Raw genomic sequence first — 15,855 nt, forward strand, 5'->3', positions numbered from 1 at the left:
CAGACGCATGTCCGCCGGATGAGACGAAGGCTGAGACACTGGGTAGTCGTGGGATCACACCAAGCTCGAAGGGGAACGGGGCCCGGCGCGACCGGGGACCTCGCGGCGGCGCTCCGCGCCGCTGTCGCCGGTGGTGCCGCCGGTGGTGCGGCCGGTGACGTCGACTTCTCCGCCACAGCCTGCGCCCTGACCACCATGGACGCCTCCAACTACCGGCGGGTCCCGCTCGGCGTGGTCGCCCCGCGCGACGCCGACGACGTGGCCGCCGCGCTCGCCGTCTGCCGTGAGTACGGGGTGCCGGTCGTCGCCCGCGGCGGCGGGACCTCGATCGGCGGACAGGCCACCGGAACGGGCGTCGTGCTCGATTTCACCCGCCACATGGACGACGTCGTGTCCCTCGACCCGGAGGCCCGGACCGCCGTCGTCCGGCCCGGGCTCGTCCTCGACCGGCTGCGGGCCGCGGCCCGTCCGTACGGGCTGACCTTCGGCCCCGACCCGTCCACGCACTCCCGCTGCACCCTCGGCGGCATGATCGGCAACAACGCGTGCGGCGCGCACTCCGTCGCCTGGGGCACGACGGCCGACAACGTCCGCGCGCTCGACGTCCTCACCTACGACGGGCGGCGGCTGCGCCTCGGGCAGGACGGGCAGGGCGCGCCGGCCGGGCTGACGGAGCTGGTCGCGCGGAACCTGGCGCTGCTGCGGACCGGCTATCCGGCGGGCCTGCCGCGCCGCATCTCCGGTTACGCGCTCGACGCACTGCTGCCCGAGCGCGGTGTCGACGTGGCCCGCTCCTTCTGCGGCAGCGAGGGCACGCTGGGGGTGGTGACGGAGGCGGAGGTGCGGCTCGTGCCGCTGCCCGCCGAGCCGGTGCTCGTCGTCCTCGGGTACGCCGACGAGAGCGCGGCCGCCGACGCGGCGGCGGGCCTGCTGCCGTACCGCCCGCTGACCGTGGAGGGCATGGCCGCCGATCTCGTACGCGGCGCCTCCGGGCTTCCGAAGGGCGCGGCCTGGCTGTTCTGCGAGGTCGACGGGTCGGGCGCGGCCCGGGAGCTGGCGCGGGCGGCGGACGCCCTGGACGCGGTCGTGGTGACGGACCCGGCCGGGCAGCGGGCGCTGTGGCGGATCCGCGAGGACGCGGCGGGCACGGCGACCCGGCTGCCCGGGGGCGGGGACGCCTGGCCGGGGTGGGAGGACTGCGCGGTGCCGCCGGCCCGGCTCGGCGCGTATCTGCGGGAGTTCCGGGGCCTGTTGGCCGAATTCGGCCTCCGGGGGATCCCGTACGGGCACTTCGGTGACGGCTGCGTGCATGTACGGATCGACTTCGACCTGTACGGGGATGGCGGGGTACGGGACTTCCGGCGCTTCTCGGAGGCGGTCGCCGACCTCGTGGTCGCCCACGGCGGCTCGCTCTCCGGCGAGCACGGGGACGGCAAGGCGCGGGCCGAGCTGCTGCCGAAGATGTACGGGGAGGAGCTCGTCGCCCTCTTCGGCGAGGTCAAGGACCTGTGGGACCCGGACGGCGGTCTGAACCCGGGGATGCTGGTGCGGCCCGAGCCGCTGGACTCCGGGCTGCGGTTCGAGGGGCTGCCGGTGGTGGGCTCGGCCGCGGGCCTCGGGCGGGCCGCCGCCCGGTGCGTCGGGGTCGCCAAGTGCCGGGTGGGCGCGCCGAGTTCGGGGTCCGGCTCGGGGTCGGGGACGGACGTGATGTGTCCCTCGTACCGGGTGACCGGGGAGGAGCAGCACTCCACCCGGGGTCGGGCGCGGCTGCTGCACGAGATGGCGCTCGGTGAGGTGATCACCGACGGCTGGCGCTCGGCGGAGGTCATGGAGGCCCTCGACCTGTGTCTGTCCTGCAAGGGCTGCCGCAGCGACTGCCCGGTGGGCGTCGACATGGCCGCGTACAAGGCGGAGTTCCTGGACCGGCACTACGCGGGCCCCGGCGGGCTGCTTCGCCGGCCGCGCTCGCACTGGACGATGGGCCGGCTGCCGGGCTGGCTGGCGCACTTCGGGCGGGGCCTGAACACGGCGATGCGGCTGCCGTTCGCGGCGCGGCTCGCGGGGGTGACGCCGGAGCGGGCGCTGCCGAGGGTGGCGGAGCGCTCCTTCGCGTACTGGTTCGCCCAGCGCGCCTCGAACCGCGCGCCGTCGCTCACCCTGTGGCCGGACACCTTCACCAACTTCCTGGCGCCGCAGGTCGGCGAGGCGGCCGTCCGGGTCCTGGAGGACGCCGGGCTCGGGGTGGAGCTGCCGCCGGGGCGGGTCTGCTGCGGCCTCACCTATGTGTCGACGGGGCAGCTGGGCGCGGCCCGGAAGGTGATGCGGCGGACGCTCGACGTGATGACGGCGGGGGAGGGGACTTCCGGGGGTGCGAGCCGGCCGGTGGTGGTCCTCGAACCGTCCTGCGCGGCGACCCTGCGCACCGAGCTGCCCGAGCTGCTGCCGGACGACCCGCGCGCCGCCCGACTGGCCGCCTCCGTACGGACGTTCGCGGAGGCCCTGGAGGAGCTGGCGCCCGACTGGGTCCCGCCCCGCGCGGACCAGCCGGTCACCGGCCAGACCCACTGCCACCAGCACGCGGTCCTGGGCGACGCGGCCGAGCGGAGGCTGCGCGAACGGGCAGGTCTGGAGGGGGAGTTGGCGGGCGGCTGCTGCGGACTGGCCGGCAACTTCGGTTTCGAGCCGGGCCATTACGAGGTGTCGGTGGCCTGCGCCGAGGACCGGCTGCTGCCGGCCCTGCGGTCCGCGCCCGCCGACGCGGTCGTCCTGGCGGACGGTTTCTCCTGCCGAACGCAGATGGCGCACCTGGCACCGGAGTACCACGTGCGCCATCTGGCGGAGGTTCTTGCGGAGGAGCTGGATCGGTGAGGGCCCTGGATCGGTGGTGGCCGGCCATTCCGGTCTACTGCGCGTCCCGGCCATGGAGCGTACTTCTTCGGGGTCCGATGTCAGAGGCGGTGGTCAGAGGCTCCGGGCGGTGATGTCGCCGTAGCTGGTGGTGGCGCGGACGGTCAGCGCGGAGCCGGAACCGTCGCTGTTCTTCAGGGAGTTGTGGATCCGGCCGTACGAGGTGCCGGCGTCCAGCGAGGCGGAGACGCCGCGGGCGGCGCCGACGGTGATGTCGCCCTTGCTGGTGGTCAGGGAGACGGTACCCTGGACGGCCTCGGCGATGTGGAGGGCGCCCATCTGGGTGCTGATCTCGGCGTCGCCGCCGAGACGTCCGACGGTGATGTCGCCGGCCTGGAGGGCGATCCGCGCGCTCGCGGCCTCGTCGAGCTTGACCGGGCCCTGCGCGGCCTCGCAGACGACGTCGCCGAGGCGGCCGACGCCGCGCAGGTCGAGCGCGGCGCCCTTGGCGTCGACGCGGGAGCCGGCCGGCACCTGGACGGTGACCTCGATCGAGCCGGACGGGCCGAACATCTGGTTCTTGCCCTCGGGGGCGGTGATCCGCAGGACGCCGTCCGCGAAGGTGACATCGGTCTGCTCGGCGGCCTTCACGTCGCGGCTCTTGCCGGCGCTCTCGGGGCGGACCTCGACGGTGGCGTCGGCGCGGTCGGCGGCGATGAGGCGGACGTGGCCGGCGGGAACGTCGAGGACGACGGAGACGGCGGTGGTGGTGGCGAACTTCTGCATGGTGAGCTCCTGGTCTGATTGGGTGCCGGTTCTTGTTTCCGACATCGAGAAAGCTACGTTGCGTTCATGGTTGTGGCAACAAGGAAGATGCGCTGAATCCCAGTAATCGCAGGCCAGATGGGCGAAATCATTGCAACGATGCTGACGTCTAATGCAACGTCAGGGGGTGGGTGCGTTGCAATGAGTTGAGCGCGAACGCTAAGGTGGGGCATTGCCCGGACTCAGGCGCATTACGCGGACTCAGCGGATGACCGGAAGACCGGAAGACCGGAAGACGGAAGAAGGAGGGCGCGATGCCCGGCGGCAGGCTCACCCAGCAGGAACGGCAGCAGATCGCCCTGGGACTCGCCGACGGCCTCGCCTACGCGGAGATCGCCCGGCGCCTCGACCGCCCCACCTCGACCGTCACCCGCGAGGTCATGCGCAACGGCGGCCCCACCGCCTACCGCGCCGACGCCGCCCAGCGCGCCACCGGCCACCGCGCCCAGCGCCGCCACCAGCCGGCGGCCGCGCCGCGCGATCCGCAGGCCGCGGCCGCGGCCGAGCAGCCGTACGGGCGCGACGCGGCGGAGGTGCGCGCGTACGAGGAGAGCTTCACCGGCGTCCTCATGGCCTCGGGCATGAACCGCATGTCGGCCCAGGTGCTCGGCCGGCTGCTGCTCAGCGACGCGGAGGGCGTCACCGCCGCCGAACTCGTCCAGCACCTCGGGGTCAGCCCGGCCTCCGTCTCCAAGGCCGTCGCCTTCCTGGAGGAGCAGGGCCTGGTGCGGCGGGAGCGCGACGAACGGCGCCGCGACCGCTACTTCGTGGACTCCGACGTCTGGTACGAGTCGACGATGGCCAGCGCCCGGGCCAACACCCGGCTCGCCGAGACCGCGCGGGAGGGCGTCGGCGTCCTCGGGGCGGGCACCCCGGCGGCCGTGCGCCTGGAGAACGTCGCGCGGTTCCTGGACTTCATCTCCGAGAGCATCACGCGCGCGGCGGAGCAGGCGCGGGACATCCTGCACGTGCAGCCGCCGACGCGCGCCCCGGAGGGCGAGGGGGACTGACTCAGGCGGAGGGTCAGGAAGATGTGGTCGCCTGCGCCTCCTGCCGGCGCACCATCTCGCCGATCCAGACCGGCGCGTAGGGGGAGGTACAGCCGGGGGAGGTCGGGTAGTCCTTGAGCACTTCGAGCCGCTCGCCGATGGCGAGGGCGCGCGCCCGCAGCTCGGCGTGCTCGATGCCGATCTGCGCGAGGGTGGTGTTCATGGCCCACTGGAGGCGGTCGGGGGCGTCCTTCATCTCCCCCTCGATGACATCGAGCAGCCCGGGCAGATCGAGCCCGGCCGGCTTCTTCACGACCCGCTCGGCGGTCAGCGCCCACCCGGCGCTCGCCACCACCGGATCCGGGTCCGCCGACCACGCCACCCGCAGCTCCTCGGCGTACGGGCTCTTCTTCACCACGTACCCGACGAGCCAGTCCTGCACCTTCGGCGTCCGCGCCGAGCGCAGCATCCCGTCCAGCTCGTCCCGCCCGAACTCCTTCGGCCGGCAGACCAGCAGCGCGAGCAGCCGCGCGGCGCTGTCACCCGTGTCCCACAGCTCCCGCGCCAGCTCCTGCTGCGTCTTCAGCCGCTTGGCCAGCGCCCGCAGCTTCCCGAGGTTCACCCCGTGATCGTCCCCGTGCCGCTCGTTCACGGCCCGCACCTTGGGCTCCTCCAGGCCGGCCAGCTCGGCCATCACCTCGTCCACCGTCACGCCGACCTCCTCGTGTCACAGCAGTCCCGGGCGCGGCCTCCAGCGTACGGAAGGGGTCCGACAGTCACCCTTCCGCGCGGGGCTCCGGCCGGCGGGCGATCTCGCGGGCGAGGGCTAGGAGTGCCGGGGTCGCCGGGTGCGGGGCGGCCGGGCGCCAGGTGAGGAGGACGGGGAGGGGTGGGGCGTCCGGGAGGGGGCGGTAGGTGACGCCCGGGTGGGGGTGGAGGGCGGCCGTCGAGGCGGAGGAGACGCCGATGCCGCGGCCCGCCGCGATGGCGGCGAGCCAGTCGTCGGTGTTGGCGACGGTGAGGGTCGTGCGGGGGCGGTGGTCCGGGGGCCAGAGGTCGAGGGTGGTGGTGCCGGAGACCGTGTTGAGGACGGCGGTCTCGTCCGCCAGGTCCGCGAGCGTCAGCTCCGTACGGGCGGCCAGCTCGCCGTCCGTCGGCAGCGCCGCCACCCGCGCCTCCCGCAGCAGCTCCTCGGTCGCCAGGCCGGGCACGTCCACCGGCCCGCGCAGCAGCGCCGCGTCGACCTCGCCGCGCAGCAGGCCGGCGGTGCGGTCGTCGATGCGGAGGAGTTCGAGCGGGGTCTCGGGATGCTCCTGACGCCAGCGGCGCAGCAGGGGCGTGGTGTACGGGCCGAAGGCCGACCAGGCGTGCCCGAGCCGCAGCGGGCGGTGGTGCGGGCCGCCGCCCGGCGCCACGGCCGCGTCGAACGCGGCGACCGCCGCCGTCGCCCGCTCCCGGAACCCCCGTCCCTCCGCCGTCAGCGCCAGATGGTGCGTGGAGCGGTCCACGAGCCGGACGCCGAGGTGTTTCTCCAGGGCGGCGAGGGTGCGGGAGACCGCGGGCTGGGTGAGGTGGAGCCGGGTGGCGGCCCGGGTCAGATTGCCCTCCTCGGCGATGGCGAGGAAGCAGCGCAGATGGCGGAGCTCGATGTTCGTGCGGCTCATGCGTGCGGAGCATAACCGCAGCGCAATCGGCATTTCCGGTGCCGCGCGGAGGCTCGTAGCGTGAAGCGGAGGAGTCCGTACCGAGAGGGCGGGTTCCGGATCACACAGTGCAGTCCATTACTCTGAACCGTGAAGTCCACTACTGTGGACTTGGGTGCGCTTCGGACGCGCTTCGGATGTGCAGCACAGCAAGGCAAGGAGTACGCCGGTGGACAGCCCGGTCAAGGACATCGCCACCGCCACCCCGGTGGCCGCCGCCCCGGGCGTCGCCACCGCCCCGGTCGCCACTCGCGCCACCCGCCTCGGCCCCGTCGCGCTCGTCGTCGCCGGCGGACTCTCCGTACAGTTCGGATCCGCCGTCGCCGTGCTGCTCATGCCCCGGGCCGGCGCCCTCGGCGTCGTCACCCTGCGGCTCATCCTCGCCGCGGCCGTCCTGCTGATCGCCTGCCGGCCCAAGGTGCGCGGCTACAGCCGCGCCGACTGGGGCACGGTGCTCGCCTTCGGCACCGCGATGTCCGGCATGAACATCCTGTTCTACCTCTCCGCCGCCCGCATACCGCTCGGCGCCGCCGTCACCCTCGAAGTGCTCGGCCCGCTCGCGCTCTCCGTCCTCGCCTCCCGCCGCCTCGTGAACCTGCTCTGGGCCGGGCTCGCCCTCGCCGGCGTCGTCCTCCTCAGCGGCCTGGGCAGCGGCGGCCTCGGCCGGCTCGATCCGCTCGGTGCCGGGTTCGCGCTCGCCGCCGGCGCGATGTGGGCCACGTACATCGTCTTCAGCGCCCGCACCGGCCGCCGCTTCCCGCAGGCCGACGGGCTCGCGCTCGCGATGGGCGTCGGCGCGGTCATCAGCCTGCCGTTCGGCATCGTCTCGGCGGGCGACAAGCTGCTCGTGCCGTCGACCATCGGGCTCGGGCTCGGTGTCGCCCTGATGTCCTCCGTGCTGCCCTACACCCTCGAACTCCTCGCCCTGCGCCGCCTCCCCGCGCCCACCTTCGCGATCCTCATGAGCTTGGAACCGGCCATCGCCGCCACCGCCGGCTTCCTCGTCCTCGATCAGTCCCTCGGCCTGACCGACGCGCTCGCCATCGCCCTCGTCATCGCGGCGAGCATGGGCGCGGTACGGACCCAGGTCGGCCGCCGCGCCAAGTCCTGAACCGCCGAGCCCTGACCCCGTACGAACCCCCCGCGCGACCACCTGTATTCGGCCATGGGTCAGGATGGCGCCATGGCCCTTGAGATGCGCGAGCGTTGCGAACGCTGTGAGACGACCGTCCTTGCCCTCGGCGATCCCGCCCGGATCTGTTCGTACGAGTGCACCTTCTGCGTTCCCTGCGCGGACGCGATGCATGACGTCTGCCCCAACTGTGGCGGCGAACTGGTCGCCCGCCCGACCCGGGCAACTGTCACCGCCTGAACCCGAAGTCACCCGGCCCGCGCCCGTCACCGACAACAACTCGGTGGCGGGCGCGGCCCGTTGCGTACCACGATGCAGACATGACCGCACGCGAATTCGAATCCCCCGAGACCCGCGAGACCCCTGAGCGCTGGACGACGGCCACCGTCTACCCCGACATGTGGGTCGACCCCGACGACGACCCCCGCGACAAGCAGGGCCCCGGGCCCGACGGAGAGCTCGCGACCCTGCAGGACTTCCTCCACGACTACCGCCTCACCCTCCGCATGAAGTGCGAGGGCCTGGACGCCGAACAGCTCGCCCGCCGTTCCGTCCCGCCGTCCACCATGTCGCTCCTCGGTCTCGTACGGCACCTCGCCGAGGTCGAGCGGGACTGGCGCGGCTGGCTCGGCGACGACAAGCGGCAGCCCAAGCTGTACGGGGCGCGGGACGCCGACTTCCACGGCGCCGTCGCCGATCCGGACGTGGTCGCGGAGGCCTTCCGCGACCTGGAGCGCGAGCAGGCGGCGACGGACGCCGCCCTCGCCGCCTACGCCGACCTGGGCGAGCGGGTCGGCTCCGACGAGATCGCGATCCGCGAGCTGATGGTGCACCGCATCGACGAGTACGCCCGCCACTGCGGGCACGCGGATCTGCTGCGGGAGTGCGTCGACGGGCGGGTAGGTCAGTAGGAGGCAGGCCCTGAGGGGCGCACGCGAGAAGGGCCGGGGGCGGAAACCCCCGGCCCTTCTCGCGTTCCCGGCTCTCGGCATGGCGGCCCGAAACCGTGCGCAGAATCCAAAGCAAGCACGCTTGATTGTTTCTGGCCCGGCTGCCATGCTCCTCACGCACGTCCGTGACCCGCCCGTCCCCCGAGGGGAGCGCACCGTGTCCGACCCCGCAGCCGTCCTCGCCGACCTGCGCGCCGAGAGCGAGGAAGTCGACGAACTGGTAAGGGAGTTGACCGACGAGCAGTGGGCGCTGCCCACGCCCGCGCCGCGCTGGACGGTCGCCCACCAGATCGCCCACCTCGCCTGGACCGACGCCGCCGCGCTGCTCGCCGCGACCGATCCCGAGGGCTTCGCCGCCGAGACCGAGAAGGCGCTCGCCGCGCCCGACCGCTTCGTCGACGACGGCGCCGACGAGGGCGCCGCCCAGCCGCCCGCCGTCCTGCTCGCCCGCTGGCGCGAGGGCCGCGAGCGGCTGCACCGGGTCCTGGCCGAGGCGCCGCCCGGGACGCGGTTCCCCTGGTACGGGCCGGCCATGAGCGCCGGGTCGCTCGCGACCGCGCGCCTGATGGAGACCTGGGCGCACGGCCAGGACGTGGCCGACGCCCTCGGAGTCGTACGGCAGCCGACCGCGCGGCTGCGGCACGTGGCCTGGATCGGGCTGCGGGCCCGGGACTACGCGTACTTCGTGCGCGGCCTGACCCCGCCCGCCGAGCCCTTCCGGGTCGAACTCACCGCGCCGAGCGGCGAGTTGTGGACGTACGGGCCGGAGGACGCGGCTCAGAAGATCACCGGGCCCGCCCTCGACTTCTGCCTGCTCGTGACCCAGCGCGCCCACCGCGACGACACCGCCCTGACCGCCGTCGGCGCGGACGCCGAGGAATGGCTCGGCATCGCCCAGGCCTTCGCCGGCCCGGCGGGCGACGGCCGCGCCCCCAAGGGGGCCGCGTGAAGCGCGTCCTCCGGATCGGCAACGCCTCCGGCTTCTACGGCGACCGCTTCGACGCCGTGCGGGAGATGCTCACAGGAGGTGAGCTGGACGTCCTCACCGGGGACTACCTCGCCGAGCTGACCATGCTCATCCTCGGCCGCGACCTCCTCAAGGACCCCTCCGCCGGTTACGCCAAGACCTTCCTGCGCCAGATGGAGGAGGGCCTCGGGCTCGCCCACGAGCGCGGCACCCGGATCGTCGCCAACGCGGGCGGCCTCAACCCCGCCGGACTCGCCGACGCCCTGCGCGCCCTGGCCGACCGGCTTGGCCTGCCGGTCCGGATCGCGCACGTCGAGGGCGACCGGCTGCCGGCGGACCGGCTACCGGCCGGCCGGGACGGCGTCCTCGCCGCCAACGCCTACCTCGGCGGCGCCGGCATCGCGGCCTGCCTGACCGCCGCCGCGGACGTGGTCGTCACCGGCCGGGTCACGGACGCGGCGCTCGTCACCGGGCCCGCGCAGTGGTTCTTCGGCTGGGCCCCGGAGGACGCCGACTGGTACGACAAGCTGGCGGGCGCGGTCGTCGCCGGCCACGTCCTGGAATGCGGCACCCAGGCCACCGGCGGCAACTACGCCTTCTTCCACGGCCACGACCCCGCTCTCCTCCGCCGCCCCGGCTTCCCGCTCGCCGAACTGCACGCCGACGGCAGCGCCGTCATCACCAAGCACCCCGGCACCGGCGGCCTCGTCGACACCGGCACCGTCACCGCCCAGCTCCTCTACGAGACGGGCGGCGCCCGCTACGCGGGCCCCGACGTCACCGCACGCCTCGACACCGTCCGGCTCACCCAGGAGGGCCCGGACCGGGTGCGGATCGAGGGCGTACGGGGCGAGGCCCCGCCCCCGACGCTCAAGGTGGGGCTCAGCAGGCTCGGCGGCTTCCGCAACGAGGTCGTGTTCGTCCTCACCGGCCTCGACATCGAGGCCAAGGCGGAGCTCGTGCGGGCGCAGCTCCACGACGCCCTGGCCAAGAACCCGCCCGCCGAGGCCCGCTGGGACCTCGCCCGCACCGACCACCCCGACGCGCCCACCGAGGAGACCGCCAGCGCCCTGCTCCGGCTCGTCGTCCGCGACCCCGACCCCGAGAAGGTCGGCCGCACCCTGACAGGGGCGGCGATCGAACTGGCCCTCGCCTCCTACCCCGGCTTCCATGTGACCGCCCCGCCGGGCAAGGGTGCCCCCTACGGGGTCTTCGACAGCGCGTACGTCCCCGTCGGGGAGGTCCCGCACACGGCGGTGCTGCCCGACGGGACCCGCGCCCCCGTGCCCGTACCGCCGACGACCCGGGCCCTGGAACCCGTACCGGATCCGGAGCTTCCGGAGCCGCCGCCCGATGGGCCCACCCGGCGCGCGCCGCTCGGCCTCGTCGCCGGCGCCCGCAGCGGAGACAAGGGCGGGGACGCCAACGTCGGCGTCTGGGTCCGGACGGAGGTGGAGTGGCGCTGGCTCGCGCACGCGCTCACCACCGACAGGTTCCGCGAACTCCTCCCGGAGACCGCCGACTTGACCGTCACCCGGCACGTGCTGCCCAACCTCCGCGCGCTCAACTTCACCGTCGCCGGAATCCTCGGCGAGGGCGTTGCCTCCCAGGCCCGTTTCGACCCCCAGGCCAAGGCCCTCGGCGAGTGGCTGCGCTCGCGCCACCTCGACATCCCGGAGGAACTGCTGTGACCGTGCTCGCCTCCGCCCTCGACACCGGCGGACCCGACCACGCGGCCCACCGCGCCGCCATGCTGGAGAAACTGGCCGCGCTCGACGCCGAGCACGCCAAGGCGCTCGCGGGCGGCGGCGAGAAGTACACGGCCCGGCACCACAAGCGCGGCAAGCTGCTCGCCCGCGAACGGATCGAGCTGCTCGTCGACCCCGACTCGCCGTTCCTGGAGCTGTCGCCGCTCGCCGCCTGGGGCAGCGACTACCCCGTAGGGGCGTCCCTGGTGACCGGCATCGGGGTCGTCGAGGGCGTCGAGTGCCTGATCACCGCCAACGACCCGACCGTGCGCGGCGGCGCCTCCAACCCGTGGACCCTGAAGAAGGCGCTGCGAGCGAACGAGATCGCCTTCGCCAACCGCCTCCCCGTCATCTCGCTCGTCGAGTCCGGCGGCGCCGACCTGCCCTCCCAGAAGGAGATCTTCATCCCCGGCGGGGCGCTCTTCCGCGACCTCACCCGGCTCTCCGCCGCCGGCATCCCCACCATCGCCGTCGTCTTCGGCAACTCGACGGCCGGCGGGGCCTACGTCCCCGGCATGTCCGACCACACCGTGATGATCAAGGAGCGGTCGAAGGTCTTCCTCGGCGGCCCGCCGCTGGTGAAGATGGCGACCGGCGAGGAGAGCGACGACGAGTCCCTCGGCGGCGCCGAGATGCACGCCCGCACCAGCGGTCTCGCCGACCACTACGCCGTCGACGAGCCCGACGCACTGCGCCAGGCCCGCCGGATCGTCGCCCGCCTCAACCACCGCAAGGCACACCCCGATCCGGCGGCGGGCCGGGAGCCGGTCGAGCCGCCGAAGTACGACCCGGAGGAGCTCCTCGGGATCGTCCCCGGGGACCTCAAGACCCCGTTCGACCCGCGCGAGGTGATCGCCCGGCTGGTCGACGGCTCGGACTTCGACGAGTTCAAGCCGCTGTACGGGACGAGCCTGGTGACCGGCTGGGCGCGCCTGCACGGCTACCCGATCGGCGTCCTCGCCAACGCACAGGGCGTGCTGTTCTCCGCCGAGTCCCAAAAGGCGGCCCAGTTCATCCAGTTGGCGAACCAGCGCGACATCCCGCTGCTCTTCCTGCACAACACCACCGGCTACATGGTCGGCAAGGAGTACGAGCAGGGCGGCATCATCAAGCACGGCGCGATGATGATCAACGCGGTGTCGAACTCGAAGGTGCCCCACCTGTCGGTGCTCATGGGTGCGTCGTACGGCGCCGGGCACTACGGCATGTGCGGCCGGGCGTACGACCCGCGCTTCCTCTTCGCCTGGCCGAGCGCCAAGTCCGCCGTCATGGGGCCGCAGCAGCTCGCCGGGGTGCTGTCGATCGTCGCGCGCGCGAGCGCGGAGGCGAAGGGGCAGCCGTACGACGAGGAGCAGGACGCCGGGATGCGGGCGTTCGTCGAGGCACAGATCGAGAGCGAGTCGCTGCCGATGTTCCTCTCCGGGCGGCTGTACGACGACGGGGTCATCGACCCGCGCGACACGCGCACCGTCCTCGGGCTCTGCCTGTCCGCGATCCACACGGCACCGGTCGAGGGCGCGCGCGGCGGCTTCGGCGTCTTCCGAATGTGAGGCCTGCGCTGATGACCGAGCTGATTTCCGCTGTCCTCGTGGCGAACCGGGGCGAGATCGCCTGCCGGGTCTTCCGCACCTGCCGCGACCTGGGCATCGCCACCGTCGCCGTCCACTCCGACCCGGACGCCGACGCCCTGCACGTACGGGAGGCCGACGCGGCCGTACGGCTGCCGGGCGCGACGCCCGCGGAGACGTATCTGCGCGGCGACCTGATCGTGGTCGCCGCCCTCGCGGCGGGCGCCGACGCCGTGCACCCCGGCTACGGCTTCCTCTCCGAGAACGCCGACTTCGCGCGGGCCGTGACCGAGGCGGGCCTGGTGTGGATCGGGCCGCCGCCGGCCGCGATCGAGGCGATGGCGTCCAAGACGCGGGCCAAGGAGCTCCTCGGCGTCGCGCCCCTCGACGCCGCCGCGCTCACCGAGGCCGACCTGCCGGTCCTCGTGAAGGCGGCGGCCGGCGGCGGCGGCCGAGGCATGCGGATCGTACGCGAACTGAGCGTTCTGGAAGGGGAGTTGAAGGCGGCGTCGGCGGAGGCGCTGAGCGCCTTCGGGGACGGCGAGGTGTTCGTCGAGCCGTACGTGGAGGACGGTCGGCACGTCGAGGTCCAGGTCCTCGCCGACACCCACGGCACCGTCTGGACCCTCGGCACCCGCGACTGCTCCCTCCAGCGCCGGCACCAGAAGGTCATCGAGGAGGCCCCGGCGCCCGGGCTCCCGGACGCGCTGGTCGAGGAGCTGTACGCGCGGTCGGCGGTCGCCGCGAAGGCCGTCGGGTACGTCGGCGCGGGCACCGTCGAGTTCCTGGTCGCCGACGGCCGGGCGCACTTCCTGGAGATGAACACCCGCCTCCAGGTCGAGCACCCGGTCACGGAGGAGGTCCACGGCCTCGACCTGGTCGCCCTCCAGCTCGCCGTCGCCGAGGGGCGTCCGCTGCCGCCGGAGCCGCCCGCGCCCCGCGGCGGCCACGCCGTCGAGGCCCGGCTCTACGCCGAGGATCCGGCCGGCGGCTGGACCCCGCAGACGGGCGTGCTGCACGCCGTCGAGTTCCCCGCCGGGCCCGGCCTGCGCGTCGACACGGGTTACGCCTCCGGCGACACGGTCGGCGTCCACTACGACGCCATGCTCGCCAAGGTCGTCGCCCACGCGCCGACCCGCGCCGAGGCCGTCCGCAAGCTCGCCCGCGCCCTGGAACAGGCCCGGCTCCACGGCCCCGCCACCAACCGCGACCTGCTCGTCGCCTCCCTCCGCCACCCCGACTTCGCCGACCCGGCCAGGCTCGGCACCGGCTTCTACGACCGGCACCTGGACGCCCTGACCGCCGCCCCGCGCGCCGAGGCCTCCGTGGAGCAGGCGGCGGTGGCGGCGGCGCTCGCGGAGGCGGCCGCCAACGCGGGCCGCTTCGGGGGAGGTTGGCGCAACGTCCGCTCGCAGGACGAGGTGAAGACGTACGAGGGGGCCGGGGGCGCGTACCAGGTCCGGTACCGCCCGACCCGTACCGGTGGCCACGAGGTCACCGCCCCCGAGGGCGTCACCGTCGTGTCCGCCACCCCGCACCGCGTACGGCTCGAAGTGGCGTCCGTCGTACGGGACTTCGAGGTCACCCGCTACCCCGGCGGGGTCGTCCACGTCGGCCCGCACCGGCTCACCGCCCGCCCCCGCTTCACCGACCCCACCGAGAGCCGCGCGCCCGGCTCCCTGCTCGCGCCCATGCCCGGCACCGTCGTCCGGATCGCCGAGGGCCTGGCAGCAGGCGCCCGGGTCGAGGCCGGGCAGCCGCTGCTCTGGCTGGAGGCCATGAAGATGGAGCACCGGGTCGTCGCACCCGCCTCCGGCACGCTCACCGCGCTCCACGCCGCCCCCGGCCGCCAGGTAGAGGTCGGCGCCCTGCTCGCCGTCGTACAGCCCGCCCCCGTACCGACCGAAGCACAGGAGGACCCGACCCCATGAGCACCCTCAGCCTCATCGAATCGGCGGAACACACCGCCCTCCGCGCCGCCGTCTCCGCCCTCGGCCACCGCCACGGCCCCGGCTTCGACCGCGCCACACTCTGGGCCGAGGCCGGCAAGCTCGGCTATCTGGGCGTGAACCTGCCCGAGGAGTACGGCGGCGGGGGCGGCGGCATGACCGAGCTGTCCATCGTCCTGGAGGAGGCGGGCGCGGCCGGCGCGCCGCTGTTGATGATGGTCGTGTCGCCGGCGATCTGCGGCACGGTCATCGCACGCTTCGGCACGGAGGAGCAGAAGCGGGCCTGGTTGCCGGGTCTCGCGGACGGCACCCGCACCATGGCCTTCGGCATCACCGAGCCCGACGCGGGCTCCAACTCCCACCGGATCACGACGACCGCGACCCGGACCGAGGACGGCTGGGTCCTCAACGGCCGGAAGGTCTTCGTGTCGGGCGTCGACATCGCCGACGCGACCCTGATCGTCGGCCGCACCTCCGACGCCCGCACCGGCAACCTCAAGGCGTGTCTCTTCATCGTGCCGCGCGACACGCCGGGCTTCGAACGGCGCCACATCGAGATGGAACTCGACGCGAACGAGAAGCAGTTCGAGCTCACCCTCGACGACGTGCACCTGCCGGCCGACGCCTTGGTCGGCGACGAGGACGCGGGCCTCCTCCAGCTCTTCGCGGGGCTCAACCCGGAGCGGATCATGACGGCCGCCTTCGCGATCGGCATGGGCCGCTACGCGCTCGCGCAGGCCGTGAAGTACGCGAAGGAGCGCCAGGTCTGGAAGGCCCCGATCGGCGCCCACCAGGCCATCGCCCACCCCCTCGCCCAGGCCCACATCGAACTCGAACTCGCCCGCCTGATGATGCGGAAGGCCGCCGCCCTGTACGACGCGGGCGACGACCTGGGCGCGGGCGAGGCGGCGAACATGGCGAAGTACGCCGCCGCCGAGGCGTGCGTGAAGGCCGTCGACACCTCCGTCCACACCCTCGGCGGCAACGGCCTGACCCGCGAGTTCGGCCTCGCCCGCCTGATCACGGCGGCCCGCGTGGCCCGGATCGCCCCGGTCAGCCGCGAGATGATCCTCAACTTCGTCTCGCACCAGACGCTTGGCCTGCCGAAGTCCTACTGAGCGGGGGCCCCAGCGGGGGTACCACGGTACGAGGTGGGATCTGGCTCCCCGGTACGACG

Annotated in this window: 13 protein-coding genes; 10 read left to right on the top strand and 3 right to left on the bottom strand. The window is 73.8% G+C overall.

Going from position 1 to position 15,855, the window contains the following annotated elements:
* Positions 1-18: 18 nt before the first annotated feature.
* Positions 19-2,868, top strand: a complete 2,850-nt coding sequence (locus JAO84_RS20845; protein WP_370414241.1) for an FAD-binding and (Fe-S)-binding domain-containing protein — start codon at positions 19-21, stop codon at positions 2,866-2,868.
* Between the two features lie 93 nt (positions 2,869-2,961).
* Here the strand turns inward: JAO84_RS20845 and JAO84_RS20850 are convergent, their stop codons facing one another.
* Entirely contained in the window at positions 2,962-3,633 is a 672-nt protein-coding gene (locus tag JAO84_RS20850) for a DUF4097 family beta strand repeat-containing protein (RefSeq protein ID WP_370414242.1), read from the bottom strand.
* 293 nt (positions 3,634-3,926) lie between these two features.
* On the opposite strand from JAO84_RS20850, the gene JAO84_RS20855 reads away from it, so the two are divergent.
* Complete coding sequence (locus tag JAO84_RS20855) at positions 3,927-4,682, top strand: helix-turn-helix domain-containing protein (RefSeq protein ID WP_370414243.1); 756 nt, start codon at positions 3,927-3,929, stop codon at positions 4,680-4,682.
* A 13-nt stretch (positions 4,683-4,695) separates the two neighbouring features.
* On the opposite strand, the gene JAO84_RS20860 is transcribed toward JAO84_RS20855, so the two are convergent.
* Both JAO84_RS20860 and JAO84_RS20865 read right to left on the bottom strand, forming a co-directional pair.
* A complete protein-coding gene (locus JAO84_RS20860; protein ID WP_370416821.1) occupies positions 4,696-5,355 on the bottom strand; it encodes a DNA alkylation repair protein in 660 nt (219 codons plus the stop codon).
* 82 nt (positions 5,356-5,437) lie between these two features.
* Complete coding sequence (locus tag JAO84_RS20865) at positions 5,438-6,358, bottom strand: LysR family transcriptional regulator (protein ID WP_370414244.1); 921 nt, start codon at positions 6,356-6,358, stop codon at positions 5,438-5,440.
* 214 nt (positions 6,359-6,572) lie between these two features.
* Between JAO84_RS20865 and JAO84_RS20870 the strand changes: the two genes are divergently transcribed.
* From JAO84_RS20870 to JAO84_RS20905, 8 genes are all read left to right on the top strand, one after another.
* Positions 6,573-7,475 (top strand): DMT family transporter, encoded by a 903-nt coding sequence (locus JAO84_RS20870; RefSeq protein ID WP_370416822.1) that lies wholly within the window; start codon positions 6,573-6,575, stop codon positions 7,473-7,475.
* A gap of 72 nt (positions 7,476-7,547) precedes the next feature.
* On the top strand, positions 7,548-7,736 hold the full coding sequence (locus JAO84_RS20875; RefSeq protein WP_370414245.1) for a DUF1272 domain-containing protein: 189 nt from the start codon (positions 7,548-7,550) through the stop codon (positions 7,734-7,736).
* 80 nt (positions 7,737-7,816) lie between these two features.
* Positions 7,817-8,407, top strand: coding sequence for a DUF664 domain-containing protein (locus JAO84_RS20880; RefSeq protein WP_370414246.1), 591 nt, complete (start codon positions 7,817-7,819; stop codon positions 8,405-8,407).
* Positions 8,408-8,603: 196 nt separating this feature from the next.
* Positions 8,604-9,395 carry a TIGR03084 family metal-binding protein gene (locus JAO84_RS20885; protein WP_370414247.1) on the top strand — a complete coding sequence of 264 codons (792 nt, stop codon included), beginning with the start codon at positions 8,604-8,606 and terminating at the stop codon, positions 9,393-9,395.
* On the top strand, positions 9,392-11,104 hold the full coding sequence (locus JAO84_RS20890; protein ID WP_370414248.1) for an acyclic terpene utilization AtuA family protein: 1,713 nt from the start codon (positions 9,392-9,394) through the stop codon (positions 11,102-11,104). The genes JAO84_RS20885 and JAO84_RS20890 overlap by 4 nt, the downstream gene beginning before the upstream one ends.
* Complete coding sequence (locus JAO84_RS20895; protein ID WP_370414249.1) at positions 11,101-12,711, top strand: acyl-CoA carboxylase subunit beta; 1,611 nt, start codon at positions 11,101-11,103, stop codon at positions 12,709-12,711. The genes JAO84_RS20890 and JAO84_RS20895 overlap by 4 nt, the downstream gene beginning before the upstream one ends.
* 20 nt (positions 12,712-12,731) lie before the next feature.
* Positions 12,732-14,660, top strand: a complete 1,929-nt coding sequence (locus JAO84_RS20900; protein ID WP_370416823.1) for a biotin carboxylase N-terminal domain-containing protein — start codon at positions 12,732-12,734, stop codon at positions 14,658-14,660.
* Positions 14,657-15,796 carry an acyl-CoA dehydrogenase family protein gene (locus JAO84_RS20905; RefSeq protein ID WP_370414250.1) on the top strand — a complete coding sequence of 380 codons (1,140 nt, stop codon included), beginning with the start codon at positions 14,657-14,659 and terminating at the stop codon, positions 15,794-15,796. Before JAO84_RS20900 ends, JAO84_RS20905 begins: the two co-directional genes overlap by 4 nt.
* Positions 15,797-15,855 lie beyond the last annotated feature (59 nt).

It is taken from the genome of Streptomyces fradiae, from assembly GCF_041270065.1.
GTDB lineage: Bacteria > Actinomycetota > Actinomycetes > Streptomycetales > Streptomycetaceae > Streptomyces.

Excerpts from the sequence above, each read along its gene's own strand:
- JAO84_RS20865 (WP_370414244.1), bottom strand. The coding sequence starts at position 6,358 with ATGCCGATTGCGCTGCGGTTATGCTCCGCACGCATGAGCCGCACGAAC.
- JAO84_RS20855 (WP_370414243.1), top strand. The coding sequence starts at position 3,927 with ATGCCCGGCGGCAGGCTCACCCAGCAGGAACGGCAGCAGATCGCCCTG.
- JAO84_RS20880 (WP_370414246.1), top strand. The coding sequence starts at position 7,817 with ATGACCGCACGCGAATTCGAATCCCCCGAGACCCGCGAGACCCCTGAG.
- JAO84_RS20875 (WP_370414245.1), top strand. The coding sequence starts at position 7,548 with ATGGCCCTTGAGATGCGCGAGCGTTGCGAACGCTGTGAGACGACCGTC.
- JAO84_RS20860 (WP_370416821.1), bottom strand. The coding sequence starts at position 5,355 with ATGGCCGAGCTGGCCGGCCTGGAGGAGCCCAAGGTGCGGGCCGTGAAC.
- JAO84_RS20905 (WP_370414250.1), top strand. The coding sequence starts at position 14,657 with ATGAGCACCCTCAGCCTCATCGAATCGGCGGAACACACCGCCCTCCGC.
- JAO84_RS20845 (WP_370414241.1), top strand. The coding sequence starts at position 19 with ATGAGACGAAGGCTGAGACACTGGGTAGTCGTGGGATCACACCAAGCT.
- JAO84_RS20850 (WP_370414242.1), bottom strand. The coding sequence starts at position 3,633 with ATGCAGAAGTTCGCCACCACCACCGCCGTCTCCGTCGTCCTCGACGTT.